Source organism: Arsenophonus endosymbiont of Apis mellifera (assembly GCF_903968575.1).
Classification (GTDB): Bacteria; Pseudomonadota; Gammaproteobacteria; order Enterobacterales; family Enterobacteriaceae; genus Arsenophonus; species Arsenophonus apicola.
In genome coordinates this window covers 57,913-77,629 of the sequence record NZ_CAJCFU010000071.1, presented here as the reverse complement: position 1 = coordinate 77,629, position 19,717 = coordinate 57,913, and the positions used below count along the sequence as shown (strand labels likewise).

20 protein-coding genes are annotated in these 19,717 nt (G+C 34.2%); 10 read left to right on the top strand and 10 right to left on the bottom strand.

From position 1 onward, the window contains the following. Positions 1 to 231 precede the first annotated feature (231 nt). Complete coding sequence (gene crp, locus H1X92_RS12045) at positions 232 to 864, top strand: cAMP-activated global transcriptional regulator CRP (protein WP_032116089.1); 633 nt, start codon at positions 232 to 234, stop codon at positions 862 to 864. A gap of 251 nt (positions 865 to 1,115) precedes the next feature. On the opposite strand, the gene H1X92_RS12040 is transcribed toward crp, so the two are convergent. The 4 genes from H1X92_RS12040 to H1X92_RS12025 form a co-directional block, all read right to left on the bottom strand. Then, complete coding sequence (locus tag H1X92_RS12040) at positions 1,116 to 1,472, bottom strand: DUF488 domain-containing protein (protein WP_180560380.1); 357 nt, start codon at positions 1,470 to 1,472, stop codon at positions 1,116 to 1,118. A 249-nt stretch (positions 1,473 to 1,721) separates the two neighbouring features. Further along, positions 1,722 to 2,297, bottom strand: coding sequence for an aminodeoxychorismate synthase component II (locus H1X92_RS12035; RefSeq protein ID WP_180560379.1), 576 nt, complete (start codon positions 2,295 to 2,297; stop codon positions 1,722 to 1,724). 209 nt (positions 2,298 to 2,506) lie between these two features. After that, positions 2,507 to 3,196, bottom strand: a complete 690-nt coding sequence (locus H1X92_RS12030) for a hypothetical protein (protein ID WP_180560378.1) — start codon at positions 3,194 to 3,196, stop codon at positions 2,507 to 2,509. Positions 3,197 to 3,394: 198 nt separating this feature from the next. Continuing rightward, a complete protein-coding gene (locus H1X92_RS12025) occupies positions 3,395 to 3,961 on the bottom strand; it encodes a peptidylprolyl isomerase (RefSeq protein WP_180560377.1) in 567 nt (188 codons plus the stop codon). A gap of 282 nt (positions 3,962 to 4,243) precedes the next feature. Between H1X92_RS12025 and yihA the strand changes: the two genes are divergently transcribed. Then, positions 4,244 to 4,867: a ribosome biogenesis GTP-binding protein YihA/YsxC gene (gene yihA, locus H1X92_RS12020; RefSeq protein WP_180560402.1), complete on the top strand. Its 624-nt coding sequence runs from the start codon at positions 4,244 to 4,246 to the stop codon at positions 4,865 to 4,867. A gap of 488 nt (positions 4,868 to 5,355) precedes the next feature. Here yihA and polA read toward each other — a convergent pair whose 3' ends face one another. The 4 genes from polA to H1X92_RS12000 all read right to left on the bottom strand — a co-directional run bounded on the left by polA (position 5,356) and on the right by H1X92_RS12000 (position 10,463). Further along, complete coding sequence (polA, locus tag H1X92_RS12015) at positions 5,356 to 8,148, bottom strand: DNA polymerase I (protein ID WP_180560376.1); 2,793 nt, start codon at positions 8,146 to 8,148, stop codon at positions 5,356 to 5,358. Positions 8,149 to 8,532: 384 nt separating this feature from the next. Beyond that, complete coding sequence (dsbA, locus tag H1X92_RS12010) at positions 8,533 to 9,153, bottom strand: thiol:disulfide interchange protein DsbA (protein ID WP_180560375.1); 621 nt, start codon at positions 9,151 to 9,153, stop codon at positions 8,533 to 8,535. A 32-nt stretch (positions 9,154 to 9,185) separates the two neighbouring features. After that, positions 9,186 to 10,175, bottom strand: coding sequence for a serine/threonine protein kinase (locus tag H1X92_RS12005; protein ID WP_180560374.1), 990 nt, complete (start codon positions 10,173 to 10,175; stop codon positions 9,186 to 9,188). Positions 10,176 to 10,193: 18 nt separating this feature from the next. Continuing rightward, on the bottom strand, positions 10,194 to 10,463 hold the full coding sequence (locus H1X92_RS12000) for a YihD family protein (protein ID WP_180560373.1): 270 nt from the start codon (positions 10,461 to 10,463) through the stop codon (positions 10,194 to 10,196). Positions 10,464 to 10,861: 398 nt separating this feature from the next. Here H1X92_RS12000 and cutA point away from each other — a divergent pair, with 398 nt between their 5' ends. The 4 genes from cutA (at position 10,862) to H1X92_RS11980 (ending at position 13,886) form a co-directional block, all read left to right on the top strand. Then, positions 10,862 to 11,221 carry a divalent cation tolerance protein CutA gene (gene cutA, locus H1X92_RS11995; RefSeq protein WP_225506495.1) on the top strand — a complete coding sequence of 120 codons (360 nt, stop codon included), beginning with the start codon at positions 10,862 to 10,864 and terminating at the stop codon, positions 11,219 to 11,221. A 343-nt stretch (positions 11,222 to 11,564) separates the two neighbouring features. Then, positions 11,565 to 11,870, top strand: coding sequence for a hypothetical protein (locus tag H1X92_RS11990; protein WP_180560372.1), 306 nt, complete (start codon positions 11,565 to 11,567; stop codon positions 11,868 to 11,870). 37 nt (positions 11,871 to 11,907) lie between these two features. Beyond that, entirely contained in the window at positions 11,908 to 12,576 is a 669-nt protein-coding gene (locus H1X92_RS11985) for a PAS and helix-turn-helix domain-containing protein (protein WP_180560371.1), read from the top strand. Between the two features lie 32 nt (positions 12,577 to 12,608). Continuing rightward, the gene (locus tag H1X92_RS11980) at positions 12,609 to 13,886 is read left to right on the top strand and encodes a purine-cytosine permease family protein (protein ID WP_180560370.1); all 1,278 of its coding nucleotides are present in this window, start codon (positions 12,609 to 12,611) and stop codon (positions 13,884 to 13,886) included. Positions 13,887 to 13,891: 5 nt separating this feature from the next. Here the strand turns inward: H1X92_RS11980 and H1X92_RS11975 are convergent, their stop codons facing one another. Beyond that, positions 13,892 to 14,710: a nitrilase-related carbon-nitrogen hydrolase gene (locus tag H1X92_RS11975; protein ID WP_225506517.1), complete on the bottom strand. Its 819-nt coding sequence runs from the start codon at positions 14,708 to 14,710 to the stop codon at positions 13,892 to 13,894. 473 nt (positions 14,711 to 15,183) lie between these two features. Between H1X92_RS11975 and H1X92_RS11970 the strand changes: the two genes are divergently transcribed. The 4 genes from H1X92_RS11970 to H1X92_RS11955 all read left to right on the top strand — a co-directional run bounded on the left by H1X92_RS11970 (position 15,184) and on the right by H1X92_RS11955 (position 18,224). Then, positions 15,184 to 15,393, top strand: a complete 210-nt coding sequence (locus tag H1X92_RS11970) for a hypothetical protein (protein WP_180560369.1) — start codon at positions 15,184 to 15,186, stop codon at positions 15,391 to 15,393. Between the two features lie 367 nt (positions 15,394 to 15,760). Beyond that, positions 15,761 to 16,354, top strand: coding sequence for a molybdenum cofactor guanylyltransferase MobA (gene mobA, locus H1X92_RS11965; protein ID WP_180560368.1), 594 nt, complete (start codon positions 15,761 to 15,763; stop codon positions 16,352 to 16,354). Then, a complete protein-coding gene (gene mobB / locus H1X92_RS11960; protein WP_180560399.1) occupies positions 16,347 to 16,877 on the top strand; it encodes a molybdopterin-guanine dinucleotide biosynthesis protein MobB in 531 nt (176 codons plus the stop codon). Before mobA ends, mobB begins: the two co-directional genes overlap by 8 nt. 516 nt (positions 16,878 to 17,393) lie before the next feature. Beyond that, entirely contained in the window at positions 17,394 to 18,224 is an 831-nt protein-coding gene (locus H1X92_RS11955) for an alpha/beta fold hydrolase (RefSeq protein ID WP_180560367.1), read from the top strand. A 112-nt stretch (positions 18,225 to 18,336) separates the two neighbouring features. Here the strand turns inward: H1X92_RS11955 and gorA are convergent, their stop codons facing one another. Next, positions 18,337 to 19,689, bottom strand: coding sequence for a glutathione-disulfide reductase (gene gorA / locus H1X92_RS11950; RefSeq protein WP_180560366.1), 1,353 nt, complete (start codon positions 19,687 to 19,689; stop codon positions 18,337 to 18,339). Between the last annotated feature and the right edge of the window lie 28 nt (positions 19,690 to 19,717).

The window sequence follows — 19,717 nt, the reverse complement described above, 5'->3', positions numbered from 1 at the left end:
AATCGAGACAGTAGAGACAGGATGCTTTTATTATGCTACAAAGCAAAAGCACATTTATAGTATGGTTAAGATCAATACCAAAAATTCCGAATCAATATACCCTATAGTTAATATTAACTTTCCCAAACTAAACAAGTTAGTATGCTATGTTAGAACTTTATAAGATGAGTCAGCCTTGTGAAGACTCGTATTTTGGTATTCAGGCTGCAATAACATTAGAGGATTAAGCGAATGGTTTTCGGCAAACCACACACAGACCCTACTCTTGAATGGTTTTTGTCACACTGCCATATTCACAAATATCCATCCAAAAGTACTCTTATACATCAGGGCGAAAAAGCAGAAACTCTTTATTATATTGTAAAAGGTTCTGTTGCTGTTTTGATTAAAGATGAAGAAGGAAAAGAGATGATCCTTTCCTACCTGAATCAAGGGGACTTTATTGGTGAACTTGGATTATTTGAGGAGGGGCAAGAACGCACAGCTTGGGTTAGAGCTAAAAGCGCCTGTGAAGTCGCTGAAATTTCTTATAAAAAATTCCGCCAATTAATACAGGTAAATCCAGATATCTTAATGCGGTTATCAGCGCAAATGGCTAAACGCTTACAAACAACGTCTGAAAAAGTCGGTAATCTCGCTTTTTTAGATGTCACAGGACGTATTGCACAAACATTATTAAATTTAGCCAAACAACCTGACGCGATGACGCATCCAGATGGGATGCAAATTAAAATTACTCGTCAAGAGATAGGTCAAATAGTAGGATGCTCACGCGAAACAGTGGGACGTATCCTAAAAATGCTAGAAGATCAAAATCTAATTTCTGCTCACGGTAAAACTATTGTCGTTTACGGTACGCGTTAATATTCTATAAACCAGTACCTACTTTTATGTAGCGTATTGGTTTTATAAGTTTGTTTTTTATTATTCTTATTAAATATATACTTCAATTATGAATATATAGCACACAATAATAATAAAAAAATCGAATAAAACGGTTAATAAATAAAATAAATTGGATAGCTGAATGATGATACTGATTTAATATGATATTCGAAATTAAAAATAATCAGACTATCTATCAGAAAATTAACTAGATAGCTAAAGTATAATGATCAAACCCTATTGAGTTTATTTTCCAAAAATGATTTTAATACCACGGCATTATTATGATCTTCATCTTTGCTGGAAAAAAGAAGCACCAAACAACCTGATTTTGTTTTAAGCAATAAATGTTGCCAACTATCAGGATTATTTTCTAACTCTGCAAAATAAAGTCGCTTAAACAACTCAAAATTTGCTGGATATTTATGAAACCATTTTCTTAAATCATTTGAGTGAGCAACATTTTTATTCCATTCATCATAACGAAGGTCTTGCTTTTTAATGCCTCTAGGCCATATCCTATCAACCAAAACCCGATAGCCATTATTACTGGCTTTGTCAGCAAAAACCCGTTTACAGATGATCATCTTGCTACCATTTTTTGATAATAAAGAATTTAACAAAAATTTTTTTATTATTTTTAATAGTAGTCTTTTATCGATAGTAAATACAAAAACACATGTTTTAATAATATTTAAACAAACCCTTTACCATAGACTACTTTTCACCCTATTGAAGTTTACATCTCAAGCAAAATAAAGCCTACTTTATCCAATATTGATAGTTATATTAATCATTGAATATAAATAGCCAAACTTGAACTAATTCTTGATAAATTAATACTTTAGAAAATTATTTAATAACTCATGTCCTTGCTCACTCAAGATACTTTCCGGATGAAATTGAACACCTTCAATAGGTAGTGTTTTATGCCGGATACCCATAATTTCATCAATATTTCCATCATGTAACGTCCATGCAGTCACTTCAAAAGTTGCGGGCAATGTTCCAGCATCAATCACCAAAGAATGATAACGAGTTACCTGTAATGGACGATTTAATCCTTTAAAAATACCTTGCTGATTATGATGAATTGCGGATACTTTACCATGCATTACTTCTCTCGCTTTAACAATAGAAGCACCAAAAGCCTGTCCAATCGCCTGGTGACCAAGGCAAACACCCAAAATTGGGATCTTACCGGCAAAATAGGAAATTGTTTCAAGTGAAACACCCGCCTGGTTAGGTGTACATGGACCTGGTGAAATGACTAAATGTGTCGGCGCTAATGTTTCTATCTCCGAGATAGTTATTGCATCATTACGCTTAACCACGACATTAACCCCTAATTCACACAGATATTGATAAAGGTTATAGGTAAACGAATCATAGTTATCAATTATCAAAAGCATAACTAGCTATCCAAATGATTTTTATAGTAATAATTCCTTAATTTTGATCTTTATTATTAAGGAAAATTGTACAGATTATAATACCATAATAACAAAGTTGGCTATCATACCATAACCGCAGAAAAAAATAGCTCATAAAAATCAATCAAAATGTTTCATTTCAATAAATAAACATAATAATTATTAATTAGAATAATTATAAGTGATAACTATAAATCATTATAAACTTCGTTATAATATTGACCATAAGGTTTTAAGTTATTTGATGTTATTTCGTTATATCGATAAATTTCACCAATATATTTAGTCGCTTCATCAAATTTGTTATCAATAAGATAATTATCATAGACTTCATTATAACATTTTATATTTCTTGGATTTGCCATAATTCCAATATCTACTGCCATGTGATTAATAATTTCTCGTTGGATCTCAATATTTTTAATCGTCGCAGCACCTTCACTCGCTAAAAAATAAGAAATAAAATTTGATTTAGATTCTATATTTGGCTTTTCTGTATAAAAAATATGCCCAATTTCATGGGATAGTGCTTGTATAGTCAAATTAGGATGATTCAAAACTCGATTTGAAATAAAAACAGTTTTCCGTCGCAAATCGGTAGCAGTTCCTTGCCCTCGTTGCGCTACAACTAATTTCCAACCATCAACTTCCAATGTTTTCAATGCTCGGCTCAATGTTGCTGAACTTGAAATAAGTATTTGTGTTTTTTCAGAAAATCGAATCTTTTCGCCCGGTGTGTATTTAATTTTCTCATCCAAAAAATAAGTAGACATAGGCGCCATATTTAACAATTCTGAAAATTGATTATTGTTATGTTCTATTTTAGGTTCAACAATATTTTCTATTAGTTTCTGGCAACTAGGTAGTAGCTTACTCAAACAATAATTCCTCATTAGCAACAATGATAACGATATAAATTAATAAACTGATGGATATTTTGTTTTATTATAAAGTAAAGTTTTACCGGTAATAGCAAGATAAAGGCAGATAAATTATTTTAGTTTTTTAATTGTCATTGAATATTAAAAAATTATGTTAAATTTAATAGCAGAAAATATTTTCTGCTATTAAATAAATTATTCTATACTGGCAGAAATAATTTTTATTTCTTCAGTCGGTACATTTTGGTAGGGACCAATATTTGTTGTTGTTACACTCGAAATTTTGTCAACTACATCCATTCCGTCAATCACTTTACCAAAAACGGCATAGCCAAAATCACGTTGGCCATGATCTAAGAATGCATTATCTGCTGTATTGATAAAAAATTGGCTAGTTGCACTATCCTTAGCTGATGTGCGCGCCATTGCAATTGTGCCACGTAAATTACGTAAGCCATTATCAGCTTCATTTTTGATTGGCAAGCGAATATTTGGTTGAGGTTGCAAACCACTAATAAAGCCACCACCTTGGATCATAAAACCAGGGATCACACGATGGAAAATAGTATTTTGATAATAACCTTCTTTTACATACTGAATAAAATTATCGGTAGTTATAGGCGCTTTTTTATTATTTAATTCAAGTAGGATATTCCCCTTAGAAGTCACTAATTTAACAATAGTAGCCTCAGCTGCGACAGCAAAAGAAGAGATGCTAACCATATACGCTACCAGTAGCGGCACAAAAAAACGTTTTAACATTCAAGTTCCTTTTAATTTTTTTTAGATGAAAATGTAAGCTAAAATTTAGTACCGTCAGGTCATTATACTAAGTAAAAATACATAACTGGCCTAAATTGACCTAATTAAATAATAGGATCTATTCTGTCACATTTCATATTTTTTTCTTATGTAAAAAATGTTATTTTTAATAAAATTGATTAACGGATAATCATCTATCTTTCATGTAGCTATCACTATCTTAATTTATCCTCTACAAGGTATAATTTCTCTACTTTAAGCCGAAATCAGCGAGAAACAATGATGACAAACAAAAATTACAACTATCACCAGACAAAATTTGTCACAAGCGCGCCTGATATTCACCATTTACCAAACGATCATGGGATAGAAATTGCCTTCGCTGGCCGTTCTAACGCCGGTAAATCTAGCGCATTAAATGCACTTACCCAACAAAAAAATTTAGCGCGTACCAGTAAAACACCTGGCAGAACAAAGTTAATCAATCTGTTCGAAGTCGCAGAGGGTATTAGACTGGTTGATTTACCTGGCTACGGTTATGCAGAAGTCCCCGAATCAGTTAAACGCCAATGGCAACAAGCATTAAGCGAATATTTACAAAAAAGAAAATGTTTAAAAGGATTGATAATATTAATGGACATTCGTCATCCATTAAAAGATATGGATATACAAATGATTGAATGGTCTGTGGCAATGAATATTCCAATACTTGTATTGCTAACGAAAGCAGACAAACTAGTTCCGAATAAACGAAAAGCGCAAGTTATTGCCGTACGTAATAAATTAAAAACCGTGGCTGGTAATTTACAAGTTGAAACTTTTTCTTCATTAAAAAAAATGGGTATTGATAAATTACAACTTAAATTAGATGAATGGTTTAACGAGCAACATTCTAAACATAATTAATCTACATGATGGATAATTAAAGGTATTTCTTTATCACCGCCGTTACATTTTCTTAAATACAAATAAAAAAATGCTCTAGTCAATTATTTGACTAGAGCAGCTTAATAATCAGCTTATCTGATTACACAAAGTAATAGATTTTAAAAATAGAACATCTTACCTCTGTACCCTACACGAATTACTTTACTTTATTTCGCGAAGAAAAAAAAGTTTTTTTGTTACTTTTTTCATCAGATTGAGGCTATAACTTTACTTAATGTAATCAATACCGATTTTTTTGATAACTTTAGTACTTAATTAGTCAATATTATACATTTTTAGTGATAAAAACTGCATGGTTTGGTCAAAACAGTAGGGTTACTCATCTAACAAAAGTCAGTGATTACCCACTATGTTATTTTGTCACAAATAAAATTAGTTGGTTTGATTAAAATTTTTATCGACAAATAGCATAAATGCAGCCTTATTCTTGCAAAATATTTTATTATTTAATGTGCTTCATCCCAATTATTACCAATACCAATATCAACTTTTAGTGGAACAGTTAGTTGCATACTTTTTTCCATTAACTGACGGATTTTTTGTTGTGACCTCTCAACTGCAGACTCTTTTACTTCAAATACTAATTCATCGTGTACTTGCATCAACATATAAAGATCAGGTTTTACCGATTCAATCCATTTATCTAATGCGATCATCGCTTTCTTTATAATATCAGCCGCCGTTCCTTGCATTGGTGCGTTAATAGCTTCACGTTCAGATGCTTTACGTCGCATTGCATTACGAGAATTAATATCAGGCAAATAGAGTCGACGTCCGGCTAGCGTTTCAACATATCCTTGCTCGGCAGCTTGCTTACGAGTACGTTCCATATAACTTAAAACACCAGGATAGCGCTCAAAATAACGATCCATATAATGCTGCGCTTGGCCACGCGTAATTCCTAACTGACGGGATAATCCAAAAGCGCTCATACCATAGATTAAACCAAAATTAATCGCTTTTGCGCTACGACGCTGTTCATTAGTAACATCAGTCAACAATACACCAAAAACCTCTGCCGCAGTTGCTCGATGAATATCTTTTCCTTCGGCAAAAGCATCACGCAATCCTTTATCCTGCGAAAGGTGAGCCATAATACGCAATTCGATTTGCGAATAATCTGCGGCTACAATTTTATAACCTTCCCGAGCAATAAACGCTTGACGGATCCTTCGTCCTTCCTCAGTTCTAACTGGAATATTTTGTAAATTAGGATCACGGGAAGAGAGTCTGCCAGTTGCCGTTACTGCCTGGTGATAGGAAGTATGTACCCGTTTCGTTTTGGGGTGGATCATCATCGGTAGTTTATCGGTGTAAGTCGATTTCAATTTTGACAAGCTACGGTGTTGCAAAATAATTTTTGGCAGCTCATGACTAAAGGCAAGCTCCTCTAAAACTTCCTCATTCGTGGAAGGTGTTCCACTAGGAGTTTTCTTTACCACTGGCAATTGAAGTTTTTCAAACAAAATGGCTTGCAACTGTTTAGGTGATGCCAAATTAAATTCTTGCTCAGCAATAGCATATGCTTCTTTTTCAATTTCCATTAATCGGCTTGCTATCTCCTGAGATTGTTTAGCAAGCTTATTTGCATCAATAAGCACTCCAATCCGCTCCATACGGGCTAATACCGGTACTAGCGGCATCTCTATCTGTTGAAAAATGCCTTTTAATTTTGGTTCTGCCTCTAGCTGAGGCCATAGGGTTTGGTGTAATAATAAAGTGACATCTGCATCTTCGGCTGCATAAGTTGACGCTTGTTCGAGTGGGATTTGATTGAACGTTAGCTGATTTTTTCCTTTGCCAGCAATCTCTTCAAAAGTTATAGTTTTATGATTGAGATGCCGTTGAGCTAAGCTATCCATATCATGACGTCCCAGTCCGGCGACACTATTTAATACGTAAGATTCCAGCATCGTATCAAAGGCCATATTTTTTAATTCAATATCATAATTTGCCATTATGCCATAATCGAATTTTAAATTCTGACCAATCTTTTGAATATTTTTGTCAACTAAAATCGGTTTTATCGCCGCTAATACCTCATCTAAGGGTAATTGTTGTGGCGCATCAAGATAATCATGCCCTAGCGGAAGATAAGCACCGTTACCTTCTTCGATGGCAAAAGAGAGTCCAATGAGATGGGCTGATAGCGTATCAAGGCTGTCAGTTTCGGTATCAAAGGCAAAACACTTTGCCGATTGCAATTTTTCAACCCATTGCATCAAATCAGCTTTGGTCAATATCGTTTGATAATGTTCTGTTGATAATGCGGCAACCGGCTCTTTAGCTAAAAAAATATCATTATTGTTAACAGAAGTAGTGGTTGAAGATTGAGCAGTTTTTTTCGTTAGCCAACCACCATTTTGTAAATCAGCTAACCAACACTTAAATTCATAACGACTAAAAAGCGCGTGTAACTTTTCAATATCAGGCGCCTGCATAACCAATCCATCATAATCTGTCGTTAAGTCAACATTAGTCTTAATTGTGGCTAATTTATAAGATAAGAAAGCAATATCTTTATGTTGTGCCATCTTTTCTGCTAATGTTTTCGATCCACGAAATCCCAATGGTGCAATTGCTGATAAGTTCTGGTAAATCGTTGCCAGATCGCCAATCCCTTGCAATAAAGCTAATGCTGTTTTTTCTCCTACCCCAGGTACACCAGGAATATTATCAGAAGAATCACCCATCAATGCGAGGAAATCAACCATCAACTCAGGCGGCACGCCATATTTATCAACAACCTCTGCCGGCCCTAAAATGGTGTTCGTCATAGTATTAATGAGTGTAATATTAGCAGTCACTAATTGAGCCATATCTTTATCACCTGTACTAATTAATACAGGTAATCCTTTCTTACTAGCCTGTAAAGCTAATGTACCTATTACATCATCAGCTTCTACACCAGCAACAACCAACAAAGGAAGCCCCATGGCAGCAACCATTTCATGTAGCGGCGCTATTTGTTCACGTAAATCATCAGGCATCGGGGGTCGTTGAGATTTGTACTGCTCAAATAATTCATCTCGAAAAGTTTTTCCTTTAGCATCAAATACGACCGCAATATGACTCGGCTTATATTGCATAATTAAACTACGGAGCATATTAAGAACACCATACATAGCACCAGTTGGTTCACCTGCACTATTGGTTAATGGGGGAAAAGCATGATATGCACGATAAAGGTAAGAAGAGCCATCAACTAGGATATATGGGTTTTCTGCAATTTGAGCCATAGTCTTTTTCATCATCAAAGTAATTAATAGTGATAGAATGCCACACTCATGAGAGAGAAACGAATTTTGCCTGAATTTATTTTCAATTTGTCACTTTTCCAACGCTGATAGCACCAGAACATCCTGTGGATAAACTTGTGTGTAAATCTTCTTATTATACTATATTCAATAGTTAAACAGATTTAGCTTAGAAAACAATATTAAATGAGAATCAAGACGTTACGGATAAAAATAATATCGCGCTGCTATTTTTGTTGGTTAACATTTTTTTGTGGATATTACAGAATAATATGCCAAAAAAAAGAAAAAATCCGCTGTTGTACCAATATGTTAAACCGTTGGCACAACAGGGTGCAATTCCAAACAAGCGGAAAAAAGATTTACTTATTTGCTAATTAAAAAGTTAACAACATCAGAATAAGCTTTAGCATAATGGTCGGCATCTTCAATGGTTATACCGTTGTTACGTACCATATACTTACCATTAACAAACATAGCTGGCACGCCACGTAATTGAAAATCGTTCGCTGCTTGCTGCTGTTTTACCACCAACGATTTAACGACAAAACTATTTAGCGCTGCATCATATTCTTCACTTTTGACGCCAGCTCTAATAAATAATGCTTTAATATCAGCGGGTGTATTTATCGATTCTGACTTTTGGATCCCTTCAAACAGCAACGGTGACACTTTATCCTCAACTTTTAACACCATTGCTACCGTCCAAGCTTTGGTTAACTCAGCGCCTAATGGCCCCAAAAAATCAACATGGTAGCGTTCCATTTTAATATCTTTAGGTAAATTTTTGGCTACTGTTTGTGAAACATGATAGATGGATTCAAATTGATAACAATGTGGACAGTAAAAAGAAAAAAACTCTACTACGCGAGGTGCATTTTGTACCGCTTTTTGTATTTTGATAAATTCAGTACCCTCTGTGTAACTTGCTGCAGAAACACTATAAGACATTACTAACCCTATCAAGGCTAACCAAAACTTATTCATATTACTCACTCTCCAAAAATATTTTCCATTTATTAATATGCTAAACCGGGTTGCAAAGGCTGCTCATTTAGCGCATTGATCTGTTCAGAAAAAAGTAACATCTGTTTACGCCAAAAATCATATTCAATCATCCAAGGAAAAGCACGCGCAAAAGCCGGATCTTCCCATCGCCGAACAATCCATGATAAATAATGAACCATCCGCATTGCCCGTAAAGGCTCAATCAGAGTTAATTGCTCCTTATCAAAATGCGCATATTCAGTATAACCTTCTAATAATATTTCCAGTTGAATTCGTTGTTCCCGACGTTCGCCATTTAAAAGCATCCATAAATCTTGTATTGCTGGGCCATTACGAGCATCATCAAAATCGACAATAAAAGGGCCATCTCGCCACAAAATATTACCAGGATGACAATCCCCCTGTAAGCGGAGGCAACGATATTGTTGAGACCAGCGTTTTTTTACTTCTTCAATTAGTTTATCAACAACTAATAGGAAACTCGGCTTTAAATCAGCAGTCAATAAAGAAGTATTAGCTAAAATTTCACGAGGCGTAATTAAATATTCATCAATTCCAATAGTTGGGCGAGAGGTAAAGTTGTGTTGGTATCCTATTTGATGAATACGTCCAATTAATCGGCCAACCTCTTCCAACTGTAACAAGTTATCAGCCTCATATTGCCGTCCACCAACAGCTGGAAAAACTGCATAGAAAAAACCTCTATACTCCAATACAGTTTGCCCGGCAAAAAATAGCGGAGCTACAACAGATAAACCTGCTGCATGTAAAGATAACATAAGATCATGCTCTTCTTGAATCTGAGTCTGATTCCAGCGAGCTGGACGATAAAATTTCACAACGTAACGCTTACGCTGTTCATCTACAAACTGGTAAACTCGGTTTTCATAACTATTCAACTCAAATATCCCTGAATCAGGGTATAATCCAACTTCTAATAACGCATCATGAATTAAATCGGGGGTAATCGTTTTGAAATGAAAAGCACTTTGCTGTGTCACTTTATTATCTCTATCAGGTTAATCTTTAATAATGCCCCGGGCACGTAAAAGCGCTGTTTTGAAATCGTCTTCATAATCTTTTTTCAATCCAGGTATCACAGCTTCCGTTGGAGAACTACGCATTTTTAAATGATAGATCAAAGTATCGTCGGTCAAATCACCTAGATCTCCTTTAAAACCAGCTTCATCAGCTAATTTTTGTAATAATTGAACCAAATTTAATTCTGGATATACCTGCCATATGGGGTACAGTAGTTCAATAACTTCTTTTAACCGATGATATTTCATTTTTCAATGCCTTAATAACAAATTATTTATACAAATTATCCAGGATTATTGACTAGGAAAAGTGTTACTTTGTCAATTAACATAAAATTTATATTTTTCTCCTATTCTTTACTATCATGTATTAAGTTAAAATATCAACTATCTAATCGATAAATATATTTATAATAAGTGTACCTAGCCGAATTAATTTTGGTTATATTCCATTAGCAATAATGAATAAAAATGACGGTTTTAACATACATTATCTACATGCAAAATAATTAACATATTGTAATGAATTTGCTACATAATTTAGATATAACTAATTTTTTTAATACACATATTTGTTTTATTAATTATCGCTCGCTCAAAAAAGCTGTTTTAATTCCTTTCAACACAATTTTTAAAGGTAATTGCTCATGATGCAACAGCATTTAAATGAAACAATTTCACATCACAATAACGAAGATATTCGCATTGTTCTATGTACAACACCCGATGAGGCAACCGCAAAAATCATTGCCAAACAATTAGTTGTTAAAAAACTCGCCGCGTGTGTTACGCTTTTACCACAAGCTATTTCGTTTTATCGCTGGCAAGATGAGCTAGAACAACAAACTGAAGTACAAATGCTCATCAAAACACATATCACTTTACAAGATAAAGTGTTTTCACACATTAAAACCTACCATCCTTACCAAGTTCCCGAATTGTTAGTAATAGCAGTAACCGATGGCGATATTAATTATTTGGCGTGGCTTAAAAAATCTCTAAATTAAATAAATATTGCCAAATATTTAGCGCTATTTACTGTTAAAAGTATTAATCATCAGCTGTGTTAAAAACAACCTATCCATAGAAAATAAATCTTTTGTTACTAAAAAACGCTAATAATCATTATCAGCGTTTTTCTTTAGTACATCCAATATGATAAATCTATCATTAGCAATATCACATACGAGAATTATAAAATAAATTCTTTAATTAACAGTTGTTTCATGTAAGAAAATTTGGTTAGGTTATAGTAATATTTACGCTCGGAAACTCTAACAAGCGAAGTTTTATCTCCTACAAATCTATACCCGAATGATAATTGTCACTATTAAAATGAGGGAATAAAAAATGTTTGTTGATTTTATACTTAATTGGCATTTTACTTACGTTATAAATAAGTTACAGCAAAACAAAACTAGCCCGGCAGATATTTTCTTAGAATTTAAAATAAATTCACAAACATTAGTAAATATCTCTATTTCATCATATTCAAAAAATGAAGAAATTATTACTATTCATTTTAGTATTTATCCGTTTGTAAGGCAGCCAAATCACTATTTAAATACGTGCCAGCGTAATCTTATTGTAAAAAGATTAATACTGGGTACAAAATTTAATAAAAAATCAAAACAGGAGATATCATTTTTTTCATAAAAAGGTTTAGCCATTTAAAAATAAAAAGGTTACTTCAATGAAAAAAACCATATCAGACAAACAGTTAGGTAGCTTGCACACATTTTTAAAACATGAGAAAGATCCCTGGGGAATTAAAGACTTAAACTCAAGATATGTTTATGTTAATAACTTTACGCATCTAGGAATAAAGCTCGATTTTAATATAGAAGGTATCCTTGATAGCGAATTACCTCATCCTGTGGCTGAATTATCCTCAGATTTAATAATACATGATAACAATGTAATTTTTAATGACAAAAAAGAGGCTGTCATTCAAACCTCATTTAATTTCAAAGAAAAAAAATTAAAACCCTACTTTTTTGAAAAGCGGCCATTTTATAATGAATCTGGTGAAATTATAGGAACAATTTACCACGGACGTGAATTAGCCAACTTATGTATAAACATCTGCCATCCTTCTGTATATTTATTCACTCCTCCTAATGATCTTTTTTCCAATAGAGAACTAGATATCGTTTTCCTTGCCCAGCAAAAACTTAGTAGTAAAGAAATAGCCAAATGCTTAAATATTGCTATCCAAACCGTAGAAGTCCATCTGAAGAGCATTTATAAAAAAGTGGGCGCACATTGTTTAAGACAATTCATTGAATACTGTAAATCAACCGGATTTGATAGATATGTTCCACAAAAATTTTTAAAAAACGGAATAAAATTTGTTAAATAAATCAGATACAAAACAATTAAGGGAGTTAATATATGTCTGACCATGCTTCATATTCACTATATAGGGTGCCTCTTAATGCCAGATTAAGTTTATTTAATGTAACATTAATCAGAATAGGGCAAATGACCTCACTATCACAATTTATGCTCGGCGCAATGTTGGGTCATGCCATGACATTTGAGCAGGCAATGATAGCAACATTATGCGGTACTTTAATACTAGAATTATTAAGTTTGGGTTTGGGAATTGCCGGGGCAAAAGAGGGATTATCAATTAGTTTACTTTCTCGGTGGTGCGGATTTGGGCGTCTAGGCTCAGCGCTGGTCGGGATAATTATCGCTGTTAGTTTGCTCGGTTGGTTTGGTATACAAAATTCAATTTTAGCTAATAGCCTCAATTATTCAACTAATAATTGGTTCGGCTTCAGCTGGGCTGCTATCATCTCAGGCTTGACGCTAACAACGTTAGTTGCTTTCGGCGTTAAGGCTTTAAATTGGACAGCAAAAATCTCTGTACCCCTATTTAGTCTGGTAGTAGGCTGGATTTTCTTTTTATTAGTAAAAGATCACAATATTATTAATTTAATCACCACTACACCTACCGGAACAGCAATGGGTCTAAGTGCTGCGATCACAGCCGTTGTTGGTGGATGTATGACTGGCGCCTTCACTACACCAGATATTAGCCGTTATTGTCAAAGTAGTAAGCATGTCTTTTGGATGACATTAACCTCAATTATCATCGGTGAATTTATTGTTAATGGGATTGCAATATTAATTGCCCACGCACTAAACACTCATGATGTAGTGACAATTATGGGACAAACAGCCGGATGGATAGGTCTTCTTACGGTTATTTTATCAGCTATAAAAATTAATGACTTGAACCTTTATTCTTCATCATTAGGGGTTGCTAGTGCTGTTGAAGGGCTGACAGGCAAAAAGTTGTCTTACGTTTGGCTAACAATTACTTTGGGATGTATAGGAACTATTTTATCTGTTTTAGGTATCTTAGAGGGGTTTGTCACTTTTCTCACTTTTCTCGGTATCCTTTTCCCTCCTATTATAGGAGTAATGTTGATTGATTATTATATCATTCACACTAATCGTAAATTACTCGATTGTTCTAGACAAAAGGGTGAATTACCAAGCTTAACATCAATACCCTTAGTCGGATGGAATGCCATTATATCCTGTCTATTAGGCAGCGTTGTTGGCGCTACAACCGACTTTGGCATACCATCATTAAATTCTTTATTAAGCGCTAGTATCGCATATTGGTTACTGTGCACTTTTTTAACAAAAAAATGAATCAACTATTTTTCAGATAAATATCTAATAGAATAAATATCTGTCCGCCTATCCCGCAAATAAGGTATCTCTAATCTGCTTTTTGCTTGTAAGTTAAAATCAACCTCGCAAAAAGCAAGATCTTCATCATTGTAAGATGCTACTTTTAACGACTGTCCACGTGCTCCTATTAATTGACTACCACCAAAGAAATTGAGATCTTTTTCTTTGCCCCATCTATTCACAGCCACCAAATGAATGCCATTTTCCAAAGCTCGACTGGCACAATTTATCGACCAAATATCTTTATTTTCTTTATGCCAGGCAGCGGGAAGAAACAGAATATCTGCTCCTTTCAAGGCTAGAATTCTTGCGAGTTCAGGAAAACCAGCATCATGACAAATCATTACCCCAATACGGCACTTTGGCGTGTCAAATATAGGTATCTTATTCCCTGCAGTAAACCAAGTTCTTTCATGGTTAACCAAATGCGTTTTTTGAAACGTTCCAATCCAACTTTTATTGTTTGGCGTCCAAATACCTGCTGAATTAAAAATTTTGCCTAAAATTTCTCCCCGTTCAATAAATCCGCATATAATGGTTAAATTTAGCTGTGTTGAGAGTTTACTTAATAACTGGTCAGTTTCTCCACCATTCGATTCACTAAGCGACCATAGTTTAGTACGTAATAATTCTGGCGAATAGCCAGTTGTTGCTAATTCAGGGAAACAGATAATATCCGTATTATTCGATGCCGCTTTTTTACATAATCTTTCTATTTTTAATAAATTACTTTCCTTATCACCCAAAATTGTATCAATTTGAGCAAGCGCAATCTGTAACAAAATTTATTCCCATAAAATAATTAAATCGTCAATTATATTAATAATTTTCATCTATAACAATACCTAAAATCTAGGTATTTACCTTAATAATACACTGTTTTATAATTACAAGATATCTGAAAAATAAATATTAAATAGTTGTTCACTAAACGTTATAAATTAATTTTTAATTTAATTAAAAGATTTCGTCAACACTTGGGAAATTTATTTAAATATCTATCAATAAAAATAATTTGGAGATAAAATCGTGTAGATGTTAATTTTTTATAGTATTTAAATTTGTCCTCAATATTTCATGCAAGCGGTTATGTATATACTTTATAAAAAACATTTAGGATGAATTTTTCAAATACATTGATACAAAAATATTTTTATTAGTTTTAATATTATTGTAGCTAATTAATAGCATAGTTAGTCTTAATCGATTTGATGCTTGTTTAGTATTCTAAGAAAATAATTTTAGGTAAGTTACTATGTTTAATATACAACCAAAACGTAAAACAACTTTTCAGAGATTAAAACCCGGCATGGCTGTTTTCTATAATGAAAAAGTGTTAAAAATAATAAAGTTACGTAACATAAAACTAACAGAAAAGGGATTGATTTACCAATTTGATGTTGATGGTAGTAGTGGAATATTGATGGGCGAAAGTGGTACAAGAATCAGTATCATTAAAGAATAATAGGTTTATAAATATGAATCAATTCTAGTGATTTTTGCTTTTTATGTTATTACCTTAAAATTAATTATTAATATATTGATATATCTTATTAAAAATAATCAAACCGCCGTGAGTAGTACTTCAATAGAAAGTGTCTGCCGGTCTAAAATAGCAATAATTTATTTTACCGCTAATGTTGAATATCAATCTCCATTTAATTGATATAAATAACAAGATATTAAACATACTCTTAATAAACCACCAATTCTTTAACTAATAATTCGTTATAATATTAGAATATTTAATTCTTTTTCCCCATAATATAAAATGTTCTTTATAACAAATTAAATAAATAATTAAAGACTTCAGCATGATAGGTAAATTGAGTATGGTTAAAATTGGCATTACTGGCGTAATATTAGCAGGTGGACAAGCCCGTCGAATGAATGGGTGCGATAAAGGGCAAATCCAGATTGTAGGCAAACCCCTTTACCAATATGCAATTTCAAAACTGTTGCCACAAGTTGATTATCTACTCATTAATGCCAATCGAAATATTACCGAATATCAACAAGCAGGATACCCTGTCATTGTTGATACCATAGTCGATTTTGCTGGCCCTCTAGCTGGCATGTTAGCATCTCTTTATGCCGCTCAAACATCTTGGGTCGTTTTTGTACCTTGTGATGTTCCTGATTTTCCCGATAACCTAGTGATAAAACTTTGGCAAGGCCGCAAAGAAAATGTGGGCAGTTATGTCACTAGTGCCGGTTCAAACCATCCAACTTTTGCATTACTCCATCGTTCTGTTATTCCGGCACTAGAAGAAAATTTATTCAAGCATCAGCATAAGGTAATGTCTTTTATGGAAAAAATTTGCGCTTCCGCAGTAAATTTTGTTCAGGATGGCAAAAATTTTGTTAATCTCAATACATTGGCAGAATGCTATCAATGGGAGCAACAGCAAACAAATGATAAATAAAAATGTAATCCCACTACTGGGAATAACGGCTTATAGTGGCACAGGTAAGACAACGCTATTAAAGAAAGTTATTCCTTTACTTGGTAAAAAGAATATTCAAGTTGGGATCATCAAACATACCCATCACGACATGGACATTGATAAACCTAATAAAGATAGTTACCAATTACGCCAGGCCGGCGCCAAGCAAACATTAATTGCCTGTCAGCAACGTTGGGCATTAATGACAGAAACACCAGAAAACGCTACCCTTGATTTAACTTATTTAGCCAATCAATTTGATCCACAACAGACCGATTTAATTTTAGTTGAAGGATTTAAAGAAGAAAGTATTCCTAAAATTGCGCTATACCGAACGACAACTAACCGTCCCTTTGTGGATATTTTGGATCAACACGTAATAGCAGTTGCAAGTGATAACAAACAGACTACCCAACTTCTACAATTGGATATTAACTCTCCTGAACAGATCGCCGATTATGTAGCCAATTGGTTAGAATCAAATAAAAGCAATGACAAGTAACAAAATAGATTATATTTATTAACATAAATTTTATTATAAGCGCTAGATAAAAAATATAATCAACAATAATATTGGGTTATTCTGGACTAATCTAAGATAGCTTATAAAAATAAGACTAAAAAATAATTTGCTATTGATGATCAAGATATTAAGTAATTAATGCGACATCGTTTACACCGATTAAAATAAAAAATTTTATTTATTTATATTTGTAAGCAATTAAATAGCCACATAACATATATAATTAGATGATCAATCTTTTAATAAAGATAAACCCTTTCTATATTAGAAACTTATCTTAAGTAAGCTATTATTAAAATTATTTAAGTACGGTTTTAGCCAACCAGGAACGCGCTTAAACTACGCTGAAATTAAATCTTGCCATACTTAGCTAGTATCTTTTCAAAAGCCAAACTTTTATTAGGCTACTATCCAAGACACCTGAAACTACATAAAAATTAGCCAAATAATCAAGCTATTTTTGATTAAAACCACAAACAAGTATAAGGATTAGGCATGGGATATATAACAACAAAAGATAAAGTTGAAATTTTCTATAAAGACTGGGGGCCACACGATGCTCCAGTGATCTTCTTCCATCATGGCTGGCCATTAAGTTCTGACGATTGGGATAACCAAATGTTATTTTTCTTAGCACAAGGTTTCCGTGTGGTTGCGCATGATCGTCGCGGCCATGGGCGTTCCAGCCAAGTCTGGGATGGACATGATATGGATCATTACGTTGATGATGTTGCCGCTGTAGTGAACCATCTTGGCATACAGAAAGCTATTCATGTAGGCCATTCCACTGGAGGTGGTGAAGTTATTCACTACATCGCTCGACATGGTGAAGATCATGTTTCTAAAGCAGTGCTTATTAGCGCGGTTACTCCAATCATGATACAGAGCAACAATAACCCGAAAGGATTAGCTAAATCTGTTTTCGATGATATGCAGGCTAAGTTAGCCGCTAATCGTGCACAATTCTATTATGACCTCCCGGCTGGACCATTCTATGGTTACAATCGACCAAATGCCAAACCGTCGCAAGGCATTATTTTGAATTGGTGGCGTCAGGGCATGATGGGCAGTGCCAAAGCTCATTATGATTGTATTGTCGCTCTTTCACAGACAGATTTTACCGAAGATTTGAAACTTACTACTATCCCAACTTTAGTAATGCATAGTGTTGATGACCAGATTGTTCCTTATGAATCCTCCGCTCCGTTAGCGGCGAAATTATTACAAAACGGCACGTTGAAAACCTATACAGGTTTTCCACATGGTATGCCTACTACAGATGCGGATACTATTAATACTGAATTATTGGCCTTTGTACGGAGTTAACGGTTAGCCTTCAGAAGTTGGTGAAAAATGCCAACTTCTGATTTATAGGATATTGCATTCACACATCATTTAGAAAATTTATCAATGAAAATAACCACTAACAAGACAGGGATTATTTCATAGTAACAAACTCTTCTGCTGCCGTTGGATGAATTGCCACGGTATTATCAAAATCTTGTTTAGTGGCGCCCATTTTCAAAGCAACGGCAAAACCTTGTAAGATTTCATCCATGCCAAAACCGATACCATGAATACCGACAATTTTCTCTTCCTCACCAACACAAACTAACTTCATACGGCAAGGTTGACGATGAGCCGTTACCGCTGTGTACATTGAAACAAAAGAAGATTGATATACTTTAATTTTATCGCTACCAAATTTTTCTTTTGCTTGTGGTTCGGTAAAACCCACTGTACCTATTGGTGGATGACTAAATACCACTGTAGGTATATTGGTATAATCCAGAAACGCATCAGGTTTATTATTAAATAGACGTTCGGATAATCGACGGCCAGCCGCTACTGCAACTGGGGTTAATTCGACCGCCCCGGTATTATCACCGACTGCATACACTCTTTCTACATTTGTGTTTTGGAATTTATCAACTTTAATATAACCTTTACTATCCCGTTCTATACCAGCCAAATCAAGATCCAAATTGTCTGTCATTGGTTTACGGCCAATTGCCCAGATTAAGGTATCAACAGTTTGGGCTTTGCCATTTTCTAACTGTAAAGTTAAACTACCGTCAGAATTTTTAATGACGGCTTTAGGAATAGATTCAGTATGCAATGTTAGCCCTTCATTTTTCATGATCCCCACTAGTGATTTAACCACCATAGGATCAAAATGACGCAAAGGCGCATGCTGACGAACAAACAAATGGGTCTCACTACCCAAAGCATTTAACACGCCAGCTAATTCGACAGCAATATAACCTGCACCAACAACTGCAACTCGCTGAGGTAATGATGTTAATTGGAAAAAACCATCTGAATCTATCCCAAATTCCGCTCCAGGAATATCAGGCCAAGCAGGTCTTCCGCCAGTAGCAATTAGAATATGATCTGCAGTTAACTTGCTGCCATTAACTTCGATGGTATGAGCATCAATAAAACGTGCAAATCCATTAATTACCTTAACGTTATTAGTGCTCAAACCCAGTTCATAAGACTGGTGAATACGACTAATATAACTTTGCCGGTTAGTAATCAATTTCTGCCAATCAAATTGATTAATACTGGTATTAAAACCATAAGCAGGACCATAAGCTTGAATCGCTTCTGCAACTTGTGCGGCATACCACATGATTTTTTTGGGTACACAACCAACATTAACACAAGTCCCGCCTAAAGCTTTTGCTTCAATAAGAGCACATTTTTGGCCATATATAGCCGCACGATTTATTGAAGCAATTCCACCGCTACCACCACCAATAGCAATATAATTATAATGTTCACTCATCGTTAATTTATTTCCATTTTATTAATTA